This is a genomic window from Streptomyces sp. NPDC031554, assembly GCF_055580685.1.
Genome location: NZ_JBVIKX010000007.1, coordinates 86,934 through 105,725, shown reverse-complemented (window position 1 = coordinate 105,725; position 18,792 = coordinate 86,934). Strand labels below are relative to the sequence as shown.

The 18,792-nt window shown below is 73.4% G+C and carries 15 protein-coding genes; 7 read left to right on the top strand and 8 right to left on the bottom strand.

What is annotated here, in order from left to right:
- Positions 1 to 132: 132 nt before the first annotated feature.
- Entirely contained in the window at positions 133 to 1,005 is an 873-nt protein-coding gene (locus ACZ5FU_RS19745; RefSeq protein WP_468646380.1) for an SGNH/GDSL hydrolase family protein, read from the top strand.
- A 381-nt stretch (positions 1,006 to 1,386) separates the two neighbouring features.
- Here ACZ5FU_RS19745 and ACZ5FU_RS19740 read toward each other — a convergent pair whose 3' ends face one another.
- From ACZ5FU_RS19740 to ACZ5FU_RS19730, 3 genes are read right to left on the bottom strand one after another with little or no spacing between them, the layout of a single operon-like run.
- Positions 1,387 to 2,691 (bottom strand): acyltransferase family protein, encoded by a 1,305-nt coding sequence (locus ACZ5FU_RS19740; RefSeq protein ID WP_469045803.1) that lies wholly within the window; start codon positions 2,689 to 2,691, stop codon positions 1,387 to 1,389.
- Positions 2,688 to 4,889 carry a polysaccharide deacetylase family protein gene (locus tag ACZ5FU_RS19735; protein ID WP_469045801.1) on the bottom strand — a complete coding sequence of 734 codons (2,202 nt, stop codon included), beginning with the start codon at positions 4,887 to 4,889 and terminating at the stop codon, positions 2,688 to 2,690. The genes ACZ5FU_RS19740 and ACZ5FU_RS19735 overlap by 4 nt, the downstream gene beginning before the upstream one ends.
- Positions 4,890 to 4,942: 53 nt before the next feature.
- A complete protein-coding gene (locus ACZ5FU_RS19730; protein ID WP_469045799.1) occupies positions 4,943 to 5,758 on the bottom strand; it encodes a hypothetical protein in 816 nt (271 codons plus the stop codon).
- Between the two features lie 629 nt (positions 5,759 to 6,387).
- On the opposite strand from ACZ5FU_RS19730, the gene ACZ5FU_RS19725 reads away from it, so the two are divergent.
- Positions 6,388 to 7,620, top strand: coding sequence for an MFS transporter (locus ACZ5FU_RS19725; protein WP_451530198.1), 1,233 nt, complete (start codon positions 6,388 to 6,390; stop codon positions 7,618 to 7,620).
- A gap of 362 nt (positions 7,621 to 7,982) precedes the next feature.
- The gene (locus tag ACZ5FU_RS19720; RefSeq protein WP_451781971.1) at positions 7,983 to 9,260 is read left to right on the top strand and encodes an RICIN domain-containing protein; all 1,278 of its coding nucleotides are present in this window, start codon (positions 7,983 to 7,985) and stop codon (positions 9,258 to 9,260) included.
- A gap of 53 nt (positions 9,261 to 9,313) precedes the next feature.
- On the opposite strand, the gene ACZ5FU_RS19715 is transcribed toward ACZ5FU_RS19720, so the two are convergent.
- Positions 9,314 to 9,616, bottom strand: coding sequence for a hypothetical protein (locus tag ACZ5FU_RS19715; protein ID WP_451781974.1), 303 nt, complete (start codon positions 9,614 to 9,616; stop codon positions 9,314 to 9,316).
- Positions 9,617 to 9,824: 208 nt separating this feature from the next.
- Between ACZ5FU_RS19715 and ACZ5FU_RS19710 the strand changes: the two genes are divergently transcribed.
- The gene (locus ACZ5FU_RS19710) at positions 9,825 to 10,190 is read left to right on the top strand and encodes a DUF1330 domain-containing protein (protein ID WP_468646400.1); all 366 of its coding nucleotides are present in this window, start codon (positions 9,825 to 9,827) and stop codon (positions 10,188 to 10,190) included.
- Positions 10,191 to 10,229: 39 nt separating this feature from the next.
- On the opposite strand, the gene ACZ5FU_RS19705 is transcribed toward ACZ5FU_RS19710, so the two are convergent.
- Complete coding sequence (locus ACZ5FU_RS19705; RefSeq protein WP_451781978.1) at positions 10,230 to 10,652, bottom strand: ATP-binding protein; 423 nt, start codon at positions 10,650 to 10,652, stop codon at positions 10,230 to 10,232.
- Positions 10,653 to 10,848: 196 nt separating this feature from the next.
- On the opposite strand from ACZ5FU_RS19705, the gene ACZ5FU_RS19700 reads away from it, so the two are divergent.
- Entirely contained in the window at positions 10,849 to 11,817 is a 969-nt protein-coding gene (locus tag ACZ5FU_RS19700) for an expansin EXLX1 family cellulose-binding protein (protein ID WP_451781980.1), read from the top strand.
- Positions 11,818 to 11,838: 21 nt separating this feature from the next.
- Here ACZ5FU_RS19700 and ACZ5FU_RS19695 read toward each other — a convergent pair whose 3' ends face one another.
- A complete protein-coding gene (locus ACZ5FU_RS19695) occupies positions 11,839 to 12,600 on the bottom strand; it encodes a hypothetical protein (RefSeq protein WP_451530202.1) in 762 nt (253 codons plus the stop codon).
- A 101-nt stretch (positions 12,601 to 12,701) separates the two neighbouring features.
- Between ACZ5FU_RS19695 and ACZ5FU_RS19690 the strand changes: the two genes are divergently transcribed.
- Both ACZ5FU_RS19690 and ACZ5FU_RS19685 read left to right on the top strand, forming a co-directional pair.
- Positions 12,702 to 13,211, top strand: coding sequence for an SRPBCC family protein (locus ACZ5FU_RS19690; protein WP_451530203.1), 510 nt, complete (start codon positions 12,702 to 12,704; stop codon positions 13,209 to 13,211).
- A gap of 186 nt (positions 13,212 to 13,397) precedes the next feature.
- On the top strand, positions 13,398 to 14,132 hold the full coding sequence (locus ACZ5FU_RS19685) for a D-Ala-D-Ala carboxypeptidase family metallohydrolase (protein ID WP_451530204.1): 735 nt from the start codon (positions 13,398 to 13,400) through the stop codon (positions 14,130 to 14,132).
- A gap of 40 nt (positions 14,133 to 14,172) precedes the next feature.
- Here ACZ5FU_RS19685 and ACZ5FU_RS19680 read toward each other — a convergent pair whose 3' ends face one another.
- Entirely contained in the window at positions 14,173 to 15,138 is a 966-nt protein-coding gene (locus tag ACZ5FU_RS19680; protein WP_451781982.1) for a YihY/virulence factor BrkB family protein, read from the bottom strand.
- 109 nt (positions 15,139 to 15,247) lie between these two features.
- Entirely contained in the window at positions 15,248 to 18,523 is a 3,276-nt protein-coding gene (locus ACZ5FU_RS19675) for a LamG-like jellyroll fold domain-containing protein (RefSeq protein WP_469045797.1), read from the bottom strand.
- Positions 18,524 to 18,792: the final 269 nt, after the last annotated feature.

The window sequence follows — 18,792 nt, the reverse complement described above, 5'->3', positions numbered from 1 at the left end:
TGCGTCTTCGCGCACGTGCGAGCCGTCGGCGCTTCTCCTCCGCTCGAGCCGCCGCATTCCTCGCGTTCCGTACGCCGCGGGCACCGCCGTGCCCGTCTCCGTCGCGTCCGCACTCCCGAGAATCGAGAGCACATGCCGAAGTCCGCTCTGCGTCATGTCATGGCCGCGTCATTCGCGACGGTCGGTGCGCTGGCACTCAGCCTCACCGGGGCGCCCGCACAGGCCGCCACCCCCCTCGACTACGCCGCCCTCGGCGACAGTTACAGCGCCGGTTCGGGGGTCCTCCCGGTGGACCTCTCGAGCCCGCTGTGTCTGCGGTCCACGGCCAACTACCCCCACGTCATCGCCTCCCGCACGGGCGCCCGCCTCACGGACGTGACCTGCGGCGCCGCACAGACCAAGGACTTCACCCAGGCCCAGTACCCGGGGGTCGGCCCCCAGGTGAACGCCCTCGACGCGGGGACCGACCTGGTCACGCTGACCATCGGCGGCAACGACAACGGCACCTTCATCAACGCCGTGACGGCGTGCGCCGCCGCGGGCGTGCTCAGCGGCGGCCGGGGCAGCCCCTGCGAGGACGCCAACGGCACGAGCTTCGAGGACCAGATCGACGCGAGCACCTATCCCGCCCTCAAGGCGGCCCTCGGCAGCGTCCGGGCCAAGGCTCCCGGCGCCCGGGTGGCGGTGCTGGGCTACCCCTGGATCACGCCCGCCACCGCGGACCCGTCCTGCTTCGCGAAACTGCCGATCGCCACCGGTGACGTGCCCTACCTGCGCGGCATCCAGGCCCACCTCAACGCCGTCGTCCGGCGCGCCGCCGAGGAGACCGGTGCCACCTACGTCGACTTCGCCGGGGTGTCCGACGGCCACGACGCGTGCAAGCCCGCGGGCACCCGGTGGATCGAGCCCCTCCTCTTCGGCAACAGCGTCGTCCCCGTCCACCCCAACGCCCTCGGCGAGCGGCGCATGGCCGAACGGACCATGAACGTCCTGGGACTCGGCTGACGAAGCGTCCGGCGGCCGACGAAGCGTCCGTCGGCGGCCGCGAGACCCGCCGTCGGACGCTCCGCCGGTCGCCCCCCGGACCACCGCCCCGTCACGGGCGGAGCCACGGGCGCGGTCACGGGCGGAGGCCCCCGTCACGGGTCTCCGCCCGCGACGGGCGGCGGCCGGGGGGTGCGGCGCCCGTGACCGCGGCCGGCCGACCCCGCGGACCCGAGGCGGGACCGGCCGACCCCGCGGACCCGAGGCGGGACCGGCCGACCCCGCGGACCCGAGGCGGGACCGGCCGACCCCGCGGACCCGAGGCGGGACCGGACGCCCACCGCCGCCGCACCGCACCCGGCACGGCCGGTCACCGACCGGCCGTGCCGACGACGCCGCGGGTCAGTGCCCCCGGCGCGCCCGGCGTGCCGTGCTCCCGCGCCCGTCGGGCCACAGGCGCGGCTTCCGCTTCGCCGCGATGTCCTCGACCCAGCCGGTCGCCAGGATCATCGCCCCGATGAGGGGCCAGACCAGCACGAACATCCACAGCATGTACGTGCTGTCGAGGAAGCCCGTGGCGGCCTCGCCCTCCATGAAGGGCAGTCCGTACAGCGTGTCGATGACCGGGACGGTGGCCATGATCAGCATGTTGTGCCACAGGTAGATCGTGACGGCGCGGTTGTTGGACAGGGTGATCAGCCGGTCCCAGCGGGCCAGCCCGCGTGGGAGTTCCTGCCACGAGGGCGAGTACTGGAGCAGGATCACCACGAACCCGAAGGACCAGGTCGCCTGGGCCAGCGGGATGTCGTTGAGGTCCCAGCCGTCCGGGCCCAGGTGTCCCGAGGCCCACCACAGGCCGAAGGCCATGACGAGCGCCGAGCAGGAGACCGCGGCGTAGCGCGGGATCCGCGCGAGCAGCCCGTCCTGGTGGGCGAAGCCCAGCACCCAGCAACTGCCGTAGACCGCGAAGTCGGTGACCGCGTTGCCGGTCTCGCCGGGGATGGACACGACCCCCGTGCCCACCACCGCCGTCAGCGCCAGCGGCGCGAGCAGCGTGACCCAGGGCGCCCTGCGGAACGCCCACAGCAGCAGCGGCGAGGCGAGCACGAACCACAGGTAGGCCCGCAGGTACCACAGCACACCGGCCGCCTGCACCGCCCAGGTGTTCTCCAGCAGTCCGGACTTGGAGCCGATGCTCCAGGGGAACGGCGGCGCGCCGAGCGGGACGACGTAGTTGAGCAGTTCGACGACGCCCAGGGTGCCCCCGTGGTCGGGGTCGTCGAGCGGGTTCCAGCCCCCGGCGAACAGCAGGGTCAGCACGGCCGCGCCGAACACCCACAGCGGGGGCAGGAGCCGCCGGACCCGGCTCCGGATGACGGCCAAGGCGGGACGCTTCAGCGAACGCGCCATCAGCGAGCCCGCCAGGGCGAACATGACGCCCATGGACGGGAACAGCACGGTCAGCCAGGCCCAGCCGAACAGGTGGTAGACGACCACCCGGACCAGGGCGATCGTGCGCAGCAGGTCGAGGTAGCGGTCGCGGCCCGGCTTCTTCGCGGCGGTCGCTGTCGCGGTCGCGGTCGTGGCCTCGGCCACGGGCGTCGCGGGCGGTTCCGGGAAGGCGCTCGTGGTCCGCTGGTGGGGGACGCCGGGTGCCGGTGTCCACCCGGCGCCGGTGTCCGTCCCGGTCGAGTGACCCTGGGTCATGCGACAGGCCTCCGATCGGTGGTGTCACCGGTGTGCTGCCGCGGTGCCGGGCCGCCCGGCGCCTCGACGACACCGGTGCGGCGCAGCTTCTGCCAGCGCAGCCGGCCGCCGGTGAGGGCGGTGATCCAGGACTGGAGCAGCACGACGTACATGAGCTGGCGGTAGAGGATCTGCTGGAGGGGCAGCGAGATCAGGTGGGTCATGCGTTCGCGGTCGAGCCGGAAGGCGTAGGCCGCGCACACCGCCTGGACGGCGAGCACGCCCAGCCAGGCCACGATCGTCTTCTGCGTGGGCCCGAAGACCACCCCGTAGAGGAGGAAGACGTCGATGAGCGGCGCCAGCAGCGGGGCCACGACCATGAAGAGCGAGACGAACGGCAGTCCGACCCGGCCGAAGCGGCCGGACGCACCGCGCTCGACGACCGCCCGGCGGTGCTTCCAGATGGCCTGCATGGTGCCGTACGACCAGCGGTAGCGCTGGGACCACAGCTGCTGCACCGACTCCGGGGCCTCGGTCCAGGCGCGGGCCCTCTCGGCGTAGACCACCTTCCAGCCGTCGCGGTGCAGCGCCATGGTGATGTCGGTGTCCTCGGCGAGGGTGTCGTCGCTCATGCCGCCGACCCGGTCGAGGGCGGTGCGGCGGAACGCGCCGACGGCGCCCGGGATGGTCGGCATGCAGCCCAGGACGTCGTACATCCGGCGGTCGAGGTTGAAGCCCATCACGTACTCGATGTGCTGCCAGGCACCGATCAGCGAGTCCCGGTTGCCGACCTTGGCGTTGCCGGCGACGGCGCCGACGCGCGGGTCGGCGAAGGGCTGCACCAGCTCGCGGACGGTGGAGGGCTCGAAGACGGTGTCGCCGTCCATCATCACGACGATGTCGTGCCGGGCATTGGCGATGCCCCGGTTGAGGGCGGCGGGTTTGCCCGCGTTGAGCTGGCGGACCACGTGTACGCCGGGCAGGCCCAGGTCCTCCACGATGCGGGCGGTGCCGTCGGAGGAGCCGTCGTCGACGACGATCACCTCGATGGGGTGCTCACCGGCCGTCAGCGAGCGGACCGTGTTCTCGATGCACTTGGCCTCGTTGTACGCCGGGACCAGCACCGACACCGGTTCGGTGACCGGCGGCCCCCAGCTGAACCCGGGCCTGCGCACCCGGCGGGAGTGCAGGGCGGACAGCAGCAGCATCAGCACGAACCGGCTGATGACCAGGACACCGATCGCCGCGAGGCCGACCGTCAGCACGCCGGTGACGTTCTCGGCGGCCCCGACCAGGAAGATCCAGGCCCTGCCCTTCCACAGGTCGAGGCCGGTGACCTCGGTGTGCGCGCTGGGAGCGCCGAGGGCGTCGGTGAGGTTGTCGAACTCGTAGCCCTGGGACTGGAGTTCGGGCAGGAACCGGTCCAGCGCCTCGACGGTCTGGCTGCGGTCGCCGCCGGAGTCGTGCATCAGGACGATCGCGCCCTCGCCGCCCTCGGGCGTGGCGCGCCGGATGATCTCCTCGACGCCTGGCTTCTTCCAGTCCTCGCTGTCGGTGTCGTTGACGACGGTGAGGTAGCCGCGCGAACCGATGTACTCGGTGACCGGCCAGGACTTGTCGTCCATCGCGTCGGCGTAGGACGAGTACGGCGGCCGGAACAGCGAGGTGCGGATGCCCGCGGCCCCGGTCAGGGCGAGCTGGTTCTGCGACAGCTCCCAGTCGATGCGCTTCTTCGACTGGTAGGAGAGGTCGGGGTGGTTGAAGGTGTGCAGGCCCACCTCGTGGCCCTCGTCGACCATCCGCCGGACCAGGTCGGGGTAGCGGGAGGCCATGGTGCCGGTGACGAAGAAGACCGCGTGGGCGTGGTGCTCCTCGAGGACGTCCAGCACCTTCGGCGTCCACTCCGGGTCGGGGCCGTCGTCGAAGGTCAGGACCAGACGGTGGTCGGGCACCTCCCGGCCGGCGGTGCGGCCGCCGCGGGTGTCGATGACCGGGCCGCCGGCCAGGATCTCGTCGGGCACCGTGTCGGTGGACGCCTCGGGCTGGATGCGGTGGTCGGCCAGGATCTCGCTGTGCACGTAACCGCGCAGCATCAGCATCGCCATCATGGCGGCCAGGACGACGGTGGGCAGCATCAGGCGCATCGGGACGCGGCGGCGCCGGACGGCGCTGTCACGGGTCGCGGCGGCGGCCCGGCGACGGCGAGCGGGAAAAGCCATCGGAAGGTGTGCTCCAGGGACGGGGGGAAGAGCGGAGTGCGCGGAGGGCGGGTTCAGAAGAGGGACGACAGGAGGCCCGTGTCGCCGGTGCCCTCGCCCCCGTCGGTGTCGGTGCCGGTGTCGGCGGTCGGCGAGGGGACGCCGCCGTTGTCGGGCAGGCTCGCCGCGGGCGCGGGCGCGGACGACTCCGGGGCGGTGGGGCTGGAGGCGGTCGCCGTGGCGGCGGGCTTGCGGGTCGTCGTCCCGGTGGACGGCTCGGGCGGCGCGGACGCCTCCGACCGGCCGGGGCCGCTGCTCGCAGCGGGCGCGTCGACGGCGCCGGCGGTGGCCACGGCCGCGGTCGGCGCGGAGGAGTCCGGCGCTCCCGCGCTCGGCGCGGCGCCGGCCGGACCCGAAGGGCTCGCCGTGACCGAGGGCTCGGCGGAGGTCTCGACCTGCTCGACCGGCGTGTCCTCGACCTGCCCCGGCAGGGGCAGCCACGGCGCGCCGGCGTTGCCGGAGACGAGGGTGGCCACGATGACGAGGGCGTACACGGAGCAGGCGGTGCCGACGGCCGTGCCCAGCCACCGCAGCCGCCGGCTGCGGCGGCCCGACTCGTCGACGAACACGGGCTTTCCGGCGCCGTCCTGGGACTCGGGGCCGCCTTCGGGGGACACCGGGGCGGTGCTCGCGAGCTGAACCGTCAGTTCGTGCGGGTCGTGGTCGGCTCCGGCCGTGCCGGCGTCCGTGAGGTCCGGCAGGAGCACGGTGCCGGCGGGCAGGGCGGCCGTCACCTCGGTGCGCGCGGACTCGGGTTCGTCCACGGCCTCCCAGAAGCCCCGGACCCGCGTCCTCCTCGTCCGCGTGCCGGTGCCGTGCCCGTCGAACACGGAGCCGACGGTCGCCGACGCGCCGCCCGCCTCTTTCGGTTGGGCGTCATCCAGCCAATTTTCCACTTACCCACCCCCCAGGGGCTGCTGCGGGGATGTGCGGGTGGTGCCCAGCACGAGCCGACCGGACCAGGAACATGCCTGGTCCGAGCCCCCCAGATAGTTGATTATTTGATCAGTGACTATAACTCACGCGAGGAAAGCGTGGAGTTTGTGTCGGAAGTGTGAAGACGTCGATCGCGCGCGCGTGACCGAAAATGATCCTCGCACGCCAGTGCCTCGCGACAGCAAGCCGATCTCACGGGCTGGGACGGTTCTCACAGGTGGTGCATAGGTGACTGATCGGTAGACCCGTCCATAAGCCACTTGCTGGACATGGCGCCGCCGTCGGGCGGGTCGGACGCGCGGCCGGGCCGCCCGGCCCACCGGGTGTGACGCAACGCACGGAACCCGGGTCGCGATCCCGGAATGCGCGGGCCCGTGCCGTTGCTGCAGCCCTTTTGGGCCTTCTCCGTTCCGGAGGCGCACCGGGCGACGGCGGCCGGTGCGACTGGCCACGGGAGCGGGACGACCACGGTCCCCGTCCGCTCCGCCGCACCCGGATCGCCCGCGAAAGGTGTCCCCGCTCCATGCCCCTGGCCCTGCTGTCCCTCGCTGCCGTCGCGTTCGGCATCGGTACGACCGAGTTCGTCACCATGGGGCTGCTGCCCCAGATCGCCGACGGGATCGGTGTGTCCGTGCCCCAGGCCGGCAACGTCGTCTCCGCTTACGCGCTCGGCGTCGTCGTCGGCGCCCCCGTGCTGACCGGCATCGGCGCGCGCATCCCCCACAAGCGGCTCCTGCTCTGGCTGTCCGGGCTGTTCGTGGTCGGCAACCTCGCCTCGGCCTTCGCCCCCGACTTCGGCCTGCTGTTCGCCGCGCGCTTCCTGGCGGGCCTGCCGCACGGCGCGCTCTTCGGCGTGGGGGCCGTCGTGGCCTCCCGGCTCGTCTCCCCGGACCGTGCCGCGCGCGCCGTCTCGAAGATGTTCCTGGGACTCACCATCGCCAACATCGTCGGCGTACCGGCCGGCACGGCCCTCGGGCAGCAGCTGGGCTGGCGGTACGCCTACTGCGCGGTGGCCGTCATCGGACTCGTCGCCCTCGCCGCGCTGGCCGCCTTCGTCCCCCACCAGCCGCGGGGCGATCAGGCGGGCGTCCGCCGCGAACTGCGGGCGATGGGGAACCGGCAGGTGGTCATGGGGCTGGCCACCGCCGTCGTGGGCTTCGGCGGCTTCTTCGCCGTCTACAGCTACCTCGTTCCGATGCTGACGCACCTGACGGGCCTGGCCGAGTCCTCGACCACCTGGGTCCTCGCCCTCTACGGCGCCGGCATGACCCTGGGCACGCTGATCGCGGGCCCGCTGACCGACCGCGCCCTGCGCCCCACGCTGTACGGCGGGCTCGCCGTGCTCGGCGTGTCGCTCGTGGTGTTCTCCTTCACGGTCCACAGCACCGTGCCCGCCCTGGTGACGCTCGTCCTCATGGGCGCGATGGGCGCCCTCGTCACCACACCGGTGCAGATGCTGCTCATGCTCAAGGCGAAGGACGCCCCGACGATGGCGGCGGCCTCCAACCACTCCGCCTTCAACCTGGCCAACGCGGGCGGCGCCTGGCTCGGCGGCCTGGCCATCTCGGCCGGCTGGGGCTGGGCCTCGCCCGCCCTGGTCGGCGCCACCCTCGCCGCCGCGGGCCTCGGCCTCGCCCTCGCCGGCGGCCTCATGGACCGCGGCGGCGGCACCTCCGAGGTGATCGCCTCGTCGGGCGCGGGGGTGCCGGCGGGGGCGGCCGCAGAGGTGGCGGCGGCCGGCGACCCGGGTCGCTAGGACGACGGCCGCGGCCCCGCCGGAATCCGGCGGCCCGCCGCCCGTCGCCCCTCCTTCGCCTCCGGTCCTTCGTCCCCGGTTCCCGTCGTCCACGGGGCCGGGGACGGCGGTGCAGGGAGAGCGAGCCCGGTGCCGGTCGTCACAGGCGTCGGCTGTCGGCGCGGCCGAGGCGGGGACCCCTGTGCGGTGGTCCATACCAAACCCTTGACAGGCGCATGGCTCACTCCTTAAATCACACAGTGAAGTAAGTGTGTCCCCCCCACCGCCCCATGCTGCGCCGGCCAGGCGGTCCCGTGCGTGTACATGTCTGTCATGTACATGCACTTCCTGGTCCCCGCTTCATGCTCGACGAAGGGAGAGTCATGGACTCCCCGCGTTCTCCCCGCCGCCTCCTGTGGTTCCTCGCCCCGCTCCTCGCCTTCGCCTCGCTGTCCACCGGGCTCGCGCAGGGCGCGCCACCCGCGCCGGAGGCCGCCGCACCCGCCGCCGTGGAGGCCCGCGCCGCCGCCGTCACCTTCTCCGACGAGTTCGACGGACCCGCGGGCGCCGCCGTGGACGGCGCCAAGTGGCAGATCGAGACCGGCGACAACGTCGACAACCACGAACGGCAGTACTACACGGCCGGTAACCGCAACGCCGCCCTCGACGGCCAGGGCCATCTGGTGATCACCGCCCGCCGCGAGAACCCCGGCGACTACTCGTGCTGGTACGGACGGTGCGAGTACACCTCCGCCCGGCTGAACACGGCCGGCCGGTTCACCACCACGTACGGCCACGTGGAGGCCCGGATGAAGATCCCGCGCGGCCAGGGCATGTGGCCCGCGTTCTGGATGCTGGGCAACGACATCGGCCAGGTCGGCTGGCCCGCCTCGGGCGAGATCGACGTCATGGAGAACGTGGGCTTCGAGCCGTCCGCCGTGCACGGCACCCTGCACGGGCCCGGCTACTCCGGCTCCGGGGGCATCGGCGCCGGGTACACCCTGCCCGGCGGGCAGGTCTTCGCCGACGCCTTCCACACCTTCGCCGTCGACTGGAGCCCGAACGCGATCACCTGGTCCGTCGACGGCACGGTCTACCAGCGGCGCACCCCCGCCGACCTCGGCGGCCGGCAGTGGGTCTTCGACAAGCCCTTCTTCCTCATCCTCAACCTCGCGGTCGGCGGTTACTGGCCCGGGGACCCCGACGGCGGCACGGTCTTCCCGCAGCAGCTCCTGGTCGACCACGTCCGCGTCAGCACCGACACCGCCCAGCCGGGCGGCGGCGGTCCGGTCACCGGCGTCGGCGGCAAGTGCGTCGACGTGGCCGGGGCGAACACCGCCAACGGCACGGCCGTACAGCTCTACGACTGCAACGGCACCGCCGCGCAGCGGTGGACGGTCGGCGGCGACGGCACGATCCGCGCCCTCGGCAAATGCCTGGACGTGGCCTCCGGCGGCACGGCCGACGGCACCCTCGTACAGCTCTGGGACTGCAACGGCACCGCCGCCCAGCAGTGGGCCGTGCCCGCGGCGCGGGACATCGTCAACCCGCGGGCCGACAAGTGCCTGGACGCGGCCGGCGGCAGCTCGGCCAACGGGACCCGGCTGCAGATCTGGACCTGCACGGGAGCGGCCAACCAGAAGTGGACGGTGACGCGTTGACCGCGCGCCCACCGCGCCGCCCCGCGACCGGAGCCTGACCCGGTCCCCTCACGTCACCGCGCCCGGTGCCGGTTCTCCGGCACCGGGCGCGGCGTCCCGGGCGCGGTGGCCGGTCCCCGTCGGCGGGGACCGGCCGGGTGCCGGTGGACGCCCCGCCGGACCGCCGTCGGCACCCCGTTCGGTGTACCGGTGATCGTGAACCGCGAGCCCGGTTCGACGAGCACGTCGCCCCGGGCCGAGCCGGTGATCGTGACGTTCTCCGGGGTGGCGCCGCCGCGGGCGCCGCCCGTCGCGAGGGTGCCAAAGCCGTCGATCGCCCCGTCGGGACGGACGTTCGTGATCCTGCCGCCCGGCATCGCGCCGCCACCCGTCCCGGACCGGACGCCGTCGCAGGTCGAGTCGCGGATCCCGGTGTCGGCGACGGCCCGTCGCGGGGGCTGCCCGCCCAGCCCGCGGCGGGCGCGGTCCGGCTCCGTGCTTACTTCACGGGTAATCGACCGCCGCCCTCCCGCGGGGCAGGATCGTGGCCGTCGAGAGCGCACCACCGGACGGAAGGACACCATGATGTCTGCCTACGTGATCGGCCACCTGCGGGAGGCGGCACCGCACGAGGAGATCGCCGCGTACATGGAGCGCGTCACCGCGACCTTCGAGCCGTACGGCGGCCGCTTCCTGGTGCACGGCGCCCGGCGCGAGGTGCTGGAGGGCTCCTGGCCCGGACATGTCGTGATGGTCGGTTTCCCGTCGGCCGCCGAGGCGCGGGCCTGGTGGTCCTCCGCCGCCTACCGGGAGATCGCGCACCTGCGCTCCCGGCACATCGAGAGCGACGTCGTCCTGGTCGAGGGCGTCCCCGAGGACTACGACGCGAGCCGCGCGGCGGAGAGGATGCGCGAGGCGCTGCCCACCGGTCGAGGCGCTGCCCACCGGTGAGGGAAACCGCCTCGCGTAAGGGGTTCGGGGCCCGTGCGTTCAGCTCCGCCGTTCCCCGGCCGCGGGAGGACTGAAGCAGGCCGTGACGGTCTTGCCGTGCGGGCAGGGATGGGCCTCCCAGCTGTCGGCCAGGGCGTCGACCAGCAGCATGCCCCGGCCTCCGACCCGGTCGGTGCTGGGCTCCCGGGGAGCGGGCAGCTCGCCCGAGTGGTCGTGGACCGCGATGTGCAGACAGCTGCTGTCCCACGCCATGACGAGCTGGGCGTTGCTGTGGGCGTGCCGATGGGCGTTCGTGACCAGTTCGGAGACCGTGAGCAGAACGGCGTCCGCGGTCTCCGGAGCCTCGGTGGTCCAGCCCAGCGAGTCGAGGTGCTCCCGTGCCCAGTCGCGGGCGGCCTTCACCGAACTGTCCATCGGCAGAGTGCGTGCCCACCCGACCGCCCGCAGCGCCGACCTGTCCATCGTGACCCCTTCCCTGGATACGCCCTGACGCAGGGGCGTGTACCCCGGTTCGACGGGGTGAGGCGTGCCCGGAGCGTACGCCGGGTCCGGGTCCGGCGCACGGTCCGGGCACGCGAGAGGAAAAGGGCGGCAACCTTTTCGCGGCGGGCGGCGACCGGGTGACGTGAAGTCGACCCGCTCTCGTGAACGGACGGACATGAAGACCAAGAGGCACGCCGCGCGGCGCCGCCCGAGCACGCGCGGACGGTGGACGGCGGTGACCGCGGCGCTGGCCGCCACGGGCGTCCTCGTCTGCCTGGTGGTGGCGCTGCGCCCCGACGGCGACGCCGGTTCCGCACGCGTCGTCACGGCACCCGCCGCAGACGCCCCGTCGGGCACCGTGACGCGTCCGCCCTCCGTCTCGCCGTCCCCCTCGCCGTCCCGCCCCTCCTCCTCCGCGTCCCCCACGGCGAGCCCGTCGAAGGCCCCGGTGACGCCCCCGGCGGCGACCCCGGGGGCGCGCGCGTCGGCGTCGAGCCCCGCGCGGGCGGTCGCCGCGCAGCCGCCGGCGGCGGGCCGGATCCGCCCCGGTGTCACCTACCGCGGGCTCGCCACCCACTACGACGCCGCGGACGGCGACGGCGCCTGCCTCTTCGGCCCGAGCGACGACCTCATGGTCGTGGCGATGAACCACACCGACTACGAGACGTCCAGGGCGTGCGGGGCCCACCTCCTCGTCCGCGCGGCGAACGGCGCCTCCGTCACGGTCAAGGTCACCAACGAATGCCCGCTGCCCTGCGCGCCCGGTCAACTCGACCTCAGCAAGCAGGCGTTCGCGAAGCTCGGGGCTCTCTCGGCGGGGGAGCTGCCCATCACGTGGACCCTGCTGAGCCCCGGCACCTCCGACACCGTCGCGGTCCGGTACAAGACCGGTTCCACCCGGTACTGGTGCGGCGTCCAGGTCGTCGGCCACCGCAATCCGGTGGCGCGGCTGGAGGTCCGGGACGGCGGCACCTGGCACCCGCTGCCCCGCGCCGAGTTCAACTACTTCCTCTCCGAGCGGGGCACCGGCTGCGGAGGCGCCCTGCGGATCACCGACATCTACGGCGAACAGCTCCGGCTCGACGACATCGCGGTGCGCGCGGACGTCCTGCAGCCGACCGGGGTTCAGTTCCGGCGGCACTGAGGGACGGCGACCCGGTGGCCGTCAGGCCACCCGGTCGTCGGCCGTGACCCGGTGGACCTCCAGGCCCGGCGCGGCCAGCAGTTCGGCGACGAGTTCGGGGGACCCGCCGACGTACGTGCTCATCAGGTCCACGTCGCCACCCAGGCACCAGGCGCGGTCGTCGGGCCACCACAGGTCGGGCAGTTCGGCGAACTCGTCCAGTTCCACCGGGCTGACGGCCTCGTCGAGGGTGCCGGACAGGAGCACCTCGTCCCGGCCGGGGGTCTCGAACGAGGGGTACCGGTCGAAGTCCCAGCGGCCGTAACCGTGCCACAGGCCGAACCAGCAGGTGCCGGGGGTCCGGGTGTGCCGGGCCAGGACGGGGATCAGGGACAGGGCGACGGCGGGCGGGGTCGGCCCTTCCGCCGGATGCTCGTCCCAGACGCCGGGCAGGCCGTACTCGGAGGCGTTGCGGTGGTCGAGGTCCGCGCCGATCACCTCGTGCCAGGCGGTGTCCGGCTCCACGACACGCCCCAGGGCGGCGGCCACCGTCGCCCACCGCACCGGCCGCTCGTCCAGCGACGCCGGATGCAGCACCCGCGCGTAGGCCGCGAACCGGGGCGCGGCGACGGCCGCCACGGTCCCCAGGTCACCGTGTCCCGGGGACCGTTCGGTGAGCCACTCGGCCGGACGCAGATCGGTGGACCGCACGTCGAGGCGTCCGTACCGCTCGGGGGCCGGCTCCCTGTGCACCAAGAGGTGGTCGTCGTCCCCGAAGGGGCCCGGAAGGGTGTCGTCGTTCATCCCGCCCATCATGCACGCCGAGGGCAGGCACGTCGTACGATCGACGCTACTCGCCAGTAGCGCACGCGCCCGTCGTGCGCTCCCGTCCCGCAGGAGGCCCCGTGGCCCGCATCCTCACCGTGAGCCGTGACATCGTCGTCGACGTCCCGCCCGCCACGGTCTACGACGCGGTCAGCCGGCCGGCGGACATGGGGCGCTGGAGCCCGGAGAACCTCGGCACCTCGCGGCGGTCGCCCGCCGGGCCGGCCGTGGCGGGGACGTCGTTCGAGGGCCTCAACAGGCGGGGGAGGTTCCGCTGGGTCACGCGCTGCACGGTGACGGCGGCCGAGCCCGGCCGCCGGTTCGCCTTCCGCGTCCACGCCATCGGCGTCAGGCGCCCCCGCCTGCGCGGACCGATCGCCACGTGGGAGTACCTCCTGGAGCCGGCGGGCGACGGGACGCGGGTGACGGAGACCTGGACCGACGACCGCCGGGCCTGGCCGGACGCGGTCGCCCACGCCTTCGACAAGGCGGCGACCGGGGGCCGTACGTTCGCCGAGTTCCAGGTGCGCAACATCGAGACCACCCTGCGGAACCTCAAGAGGGAACTCGAGACGGCCTCCCGGGCGTGACGCGTCCGCGCGGGCCGTCCCGCGCGGACGCGTCACGGGGCCCGGCACCCGGCGGGGGACCGGACGCCCGCGACGGCCGGGCCCCGGCGCCGTTGACGCGCGTAGCGCGGTGCTCCAGTCTGTGCACGGGCCGCCGCCCGGACGCGGCGGCCGGTCGGTGCCGGAGTCGACGGTCGGGAGGCCGGGATGTTCAGACGCGTGTCACGTCTGCTTGTCTCATTTGTCATGATCATGACTGGTGCGGTGATCGGGGTGGGCGCCACCTCGGGCACCGCGCACGCCGACGAGTGCTACACCTGGAGCCGCACCCTGTCCGCGGGGTCCTCCGGAAGCGACGTCACCCAGCTCCAGATCCGCGTCGCGGGATGGGTGACCTCCGGCGAACGGCTCTCCTACGACGGACAGTTCGGCGCGCGGACCACCGCCGCCGTCAAGAAGTTCCAGGCCGCGTACGGCCTGACCGCGGACGGCGTCGCGGGAGCGCAGACCTTCAGCAGGCTCTACGCCCTCCAGGACGCGGACTGCACCCCCGTCCACTTCGGTTACGCCGAACTCAACAGGTGCAACTCCGACTGGTCCGGCGGCGCCGTCTCCGCGGCCACCGCGAAGGCGAACGCCCTCAAGACGATGTGGAAGCTCGAGGCCATGCGGCACGCCCTGGGCGACGTACCGCTCACCGTCTCCAGCGGCTTCCGCTCCTACGCCTGCAACAACGCGGCCGGCGGCTCCTCCACCAGCCGCCACCTCTACGGCGACGCGGCCGACCTCACCGGATCGCCGACCCTGTGCCGGCTCGCCCAGCAGGCCAGGACCCACGGCTTCTCGGAGATCCTCGGCCCGGGCTACCCCGACCACGACGACCACACCCACGTCGCCCTCGACCCGTCCCCGTACTGGTCCGCGCCCACCTGCGGCATCTGAACCCGCGCACCCCCACGGCACGCCGGAGTCCGGCGGGGCCTCAGGCGCCGGGCCCCGGGTCGGGCCGGACGGGATCCCCCAGTCCGGCCCGTGCCGCCTCCAGCTGGGCGGCGAACGCGATGCCCAGGAACAGGGCGACGGCCGTGACGTTGGCCCACAGGAGCAGCGCGACGAAGGCGGTCAGCGGTCCGTACACCGCGCCGAACGACGAGCTGGTGCCGACGTACAGCGACAGCAGCCAGGTGGCCCCGACCCACAGGACCAGGTGCACCGCGCTGCCGAAGGCGAGCCAGGTGTAGCCGGGCTGCCGGCGGCGCGGGGACCAGCGGAAGACGACGGCGGAGGCGATCCACGCGAGCGCCAGGCCCACGGGGATCCGCGCCACGTCCCACCAGCGGTTCCCGCCGTCGCCGGGCCCCAGGGTCCCGGCGACGGCGTCGCCGAGCGGCCCTCCGGCCACGAGCGCCACGAACCCGAGGAACAGCGGCATCCCGGCCCCGGCCGACAGCAGCAGGGCCCGTCCGTACTTGCGGGCGAAGGGGCGGTCCCGCTCGATGCCGTAGATGCGGTTGGCGCCCCGCTCGATCTGGGCCATCGCCGAGGCGAGGTTCAGCACGGCGAACCCCAGCCCCAGCCACAGGGCGAGGGTGCTCCACGCGTCCCCGTGCGCGCTGCGCCGCGTCCCGGCGAACGCGTCCTCGACCACGCCGGCTCCGGCGCCGGGCACGATGTCCCCGAGCGTCCGCTCGACGATCCGGCCCACGGAGTCGGTGTGCACGGACGTCGCCAGGCCCACCAGGGCCAGGGTGAAGGGCACCAGCCCCAGTACGACCTGGAAGGCGAGCGCCCGCGCGTTGGTGAATCCGTCGGCGTACCGGAACCGGGCGAACGCGTCGACGAGCAGGGAGGAGCCGCCGTAGCGCCGCAGCGCGGTCAGCGCCTCGTCGCCGGACAGCTCCTCCCCGATCATGTCCCTGGTCTGCGGCACGTGGACGGCGGTTCCCATCGCGGACAGGCTCCCTGTGCTCGGCCGGAGCTGCCTCCGGGGGTCTGCCTGTCCGACTGCCCAGGACCGGCGGACCGTATCCCGCGGCCCGCCCGCCGGGACCGTCCGGTCACGGTTTCTCCCGCCCGTGCAGGGCCCTCACCTCCTCCGCGGTGAGGGCCCTGTCGAAGGCGTGGACCTCGTCGACCGCCCCGTTCCAGAAATCGGTGTCGGCGCCGTCCCACTGGGCGCGGCCGACCGCGAGGGGGCCGGAGCCCACGTAGGCGGGGCCGGCTTCGGCCGTCGCCGCCGGTACGCCGTCGACGTACAGCGTGATCGTGCCGCGCGCGCCGTCCCGCACCCCGACGAGGTGGTACCAGCGGCCGAGCTCGGGGACGACCTCCAGGCGGGCGCGCTTCTCGCCGGGAGTGCTGAAGGCGAAGGCGCCCCGGCCGTACTGGAGGTAGAACGGGCTCGCCCGGCGCCGGCCGTCCTGGCTGACCGCGGTGGCGTAGTTGGCCGGCAGCGCGTCGAGGGTGACCCAGGCCGACACCGAGTAGCTGCCGGTGGTGTCCAGCACCGGGCCGGCCGTCCGTGCGTACTGTCCGTCGCCGTCGAACGCCAGGGCGCTGCCACCGACCCCGGGGACCCAGGAGGTTCCGGCGGACAGGGTCAGGGGCCGGTCGTTCGGTCCGTCGTCGCGGGCCGTGCCGCCCGTCCCCTCGTCCAGGCTCCAGTGACCGCCGCCCTTCAGCGGCTCACGCCCGCCGGCCGCCGCGCCGGCCGCGATCACCGCGCGGTTGATCTCCCGGACCCGGTCCGGATCGACCTTGATCTCCCGGCGGTCGTAGGTGTACAGGCCGTTGAGCTCGTTCTCGAGGTCGGTGATCTGCGTGTAGACCGAGCCGGACAGTTCGGCCCCGGCCTGGTCGAGGTAGTACCGCTCGGTGTTCTCGACGTACGTGCGGGTCAGCGCCTCCTTGTCGGCGACGCCGCTGTAGATCACCGTGGGGGTGCCCGGCCACATGTGGCCCGGGGCGCGCAGGGTGAAGCCGCCGTGCTCGCCGTCCATCGCGGCCCGTGTCCGGTCGGGGAAGGCCGGGTCGGTATTGTTGTAGTCGTGGTGGTCGACGATGTCGCCCTTGCCCGAGTCCCCCTTGGAGTTGCAGCAGTTGACCCCGCTGTGGGCGTTGACGACCCGGGAGGGGTCGGCGGCCTTCACGGCCTCGGCGATACGGCCGCTCTCCTCGCGGTCCCACTCGCCCCAGCCCTCGTTGAAGACGATCCAGCCGATCACGGAGGGCGCGTCGTGGTGCTGGCGCATCATCTCCCTGCCCTGGTCGACGAACGCCCTGCGCCCGGTCTCGCCGGTGAGGTTCCCGGAGACGAAGTCCTGCCAGACCAGCAGGCCCAGCCGGTCCGCGTGGTAGAACCAGCGCGCCGGCTCCACCTTGATGTGCTTGCGCACCGCGTTGAAGCCGAGCCGCTTGTGCGCCTCCAGGTCGAAGGCGAGGGCCTCGTCGCTGGGCGCGGTGTACAGCCCGTCGGGCCAGAAGCCCTGGTCGAGCGTGGCGAGGGAGAAGACGGGCTTTCCGTTGAGCACGAGCTTGCGGTAGCCGCCGACGTCCGCGATGCCGACCTCGCGCATGCCGAAGTAACCGGTGACCCTGTCCGTCGACCCGCCGTCGGTGAGCCTGACGTCGAGGTCGTAGAGGTAGGGGTCGTCCGGGCTCCACAGGTGCTGCCCCGCCACGGGCAGCCGCAATTCCTCGTTGGCCGGTCCGCCGACCCGGCCGACGACCTTGCCGCGCTCGTCGCGGGCGACGGCCTCCACGCGTGCCTTCGCGGAGGCCCTCTCGGACGCGACGGTCACCGCGAGGCTGCCGGTGTCGATGTCGGGGGTCGTGACCACGTCGTCGACGAAGACGTCGGCGACCGGCTCCATCCACACCGTCTGCCAGATGCCCGACGACTGGGTGTAGAAGATGCCGCCCGGGGCGGTGGACTGCTTGCCCGTCGGCTGGTCGGCGCCACCGGTGTCGGTGACCGCGACCACGATCTCCTGCGGGCCGGTGCCGGTGAGGGCGTCGGTGACGTCGGCGTCGAACGCGGTGTATCCGCCGGTGTGTTCGGCGACCTGCCGGCCGTTGACCCAGACGCGTGCCCGGTGGTCGACGGCACCGAAGTGGAGCTTCAGCCGGTTGCCCCTGCCGACCTTCCAGTCCTTCGGCACGTCGACCAGCCTGCGGTAGAACATGTGGTCCTCGTGCCGCTCCAGCCCGGAGAGCTGCGACTCGACCGGGAACGGCACGACGATCCGCTCGTCGAGGGCCCTGCCGAACACCGGCTGCTCGCCCGCCTCGGCACCGCTGAACTGCCAGGGGCCGTTGAGGTTCCGCCACTTGGCGCGCACCAGCTGCGGACGGGGGTACTCCGGCAGCGGGTTCCTCTCGTCGAGGGCGTCGCCCCAGGCGGTGGTGAGCCGGTGCGCGGAGTCGTTCCGCGCCGAGCGCACGACGCGGGGGACGGTCTCGGTGCCGGAGGTCAGGCCGCCCAGGCCGTCGTAGGTCACGCGGACCTGCTGGCCCTTCTGGACCGGCTCCGCGAGCGTGACGTCCAGGGTGTCGCCGTCACCGGGGGGGACGGCGAGCGAGGCGAGCGGCATCGCGGTGGTGTCGGCCTCGACCTTCAGGTGGTCCCCGGCGTCCCGCAGGCCGCCGACCTCGTCCTCGAAGCGGGCCCGCAGGTGCCGTCCGTCCTCGCTGACGGAGAGGTCGACCGGATAGACCTCGAATCCCGCCGGAGGGGTGAACGCCGACTCGGGGACGAGCTGCCTGGGCATCGTCGGGGTCGACCAGCGCAGGAACATGTTGGATCCGCCGAGGTCCTGGAACATCTCCAGGCGGAAGTCGTGCGGTTCGCCGGCGGTCAGGCGGACCGGCGCGCTCGTCTGCTCCCGGTCCCAGTCGGGTTCCCAGTGGTCGATGACCGGCCGGCCGTCGACGAACAGCCGGAAGCCGTTGTCGCCGACGGCGTGGAAGGTGTAGTCGCCGGTCGCCGGCGCCCGGACGCTGCCGGTCCAGCGGGCCGTGGTGTGCTCGGTCCTCCCGGTCAGCTCCTCGAAGGTGCCGGTCAGCCCGGAGAAGTTGATCTGCGGTTCGAGCAGGGTGCCGCCGAGGGCGGCGAAGTCGCGGGCCCCCGGTGCCGACATGCTGAAGTACTCGCCCTTCAGCCCGTGCACCTCCACGGCGGCCCGGCCGGGGGAGGACGCCGGCGTGCCGGCGACCGGTTCCGCGGCCGAGGCGGTGGGTGACAGGCCGCCGGCGGGCAGCACCAGGACTGCCGCGATCAGCAGCGTCCACAGGCGGCCGGCCGGCCGGCGGTGTCGTGCGGTCCGTGTGGTCATCGAAACCTTTCTCGCGCGGGGGCATCGAGCGGGTGTCGAGCGGGGGTGACCCGGGAACGGCTCGCGCACGGCGTTCCCGTGGCCGGTCCGGCCGCGAACAGCCTTGTGCAAGAGGGGACTTGGTTATGAGTAGGGGGATCGGCGGCTCTTCGGGCGGGGCGGACCGTGCGCGCAAGCGGAATGACAACATGCAGGTTCGGGAGTTGTCCAGACCTTTCGCACGGCGCGACCGGCGCGCCCCGTCCGGCCGACGACACGGCGGAGCCGGG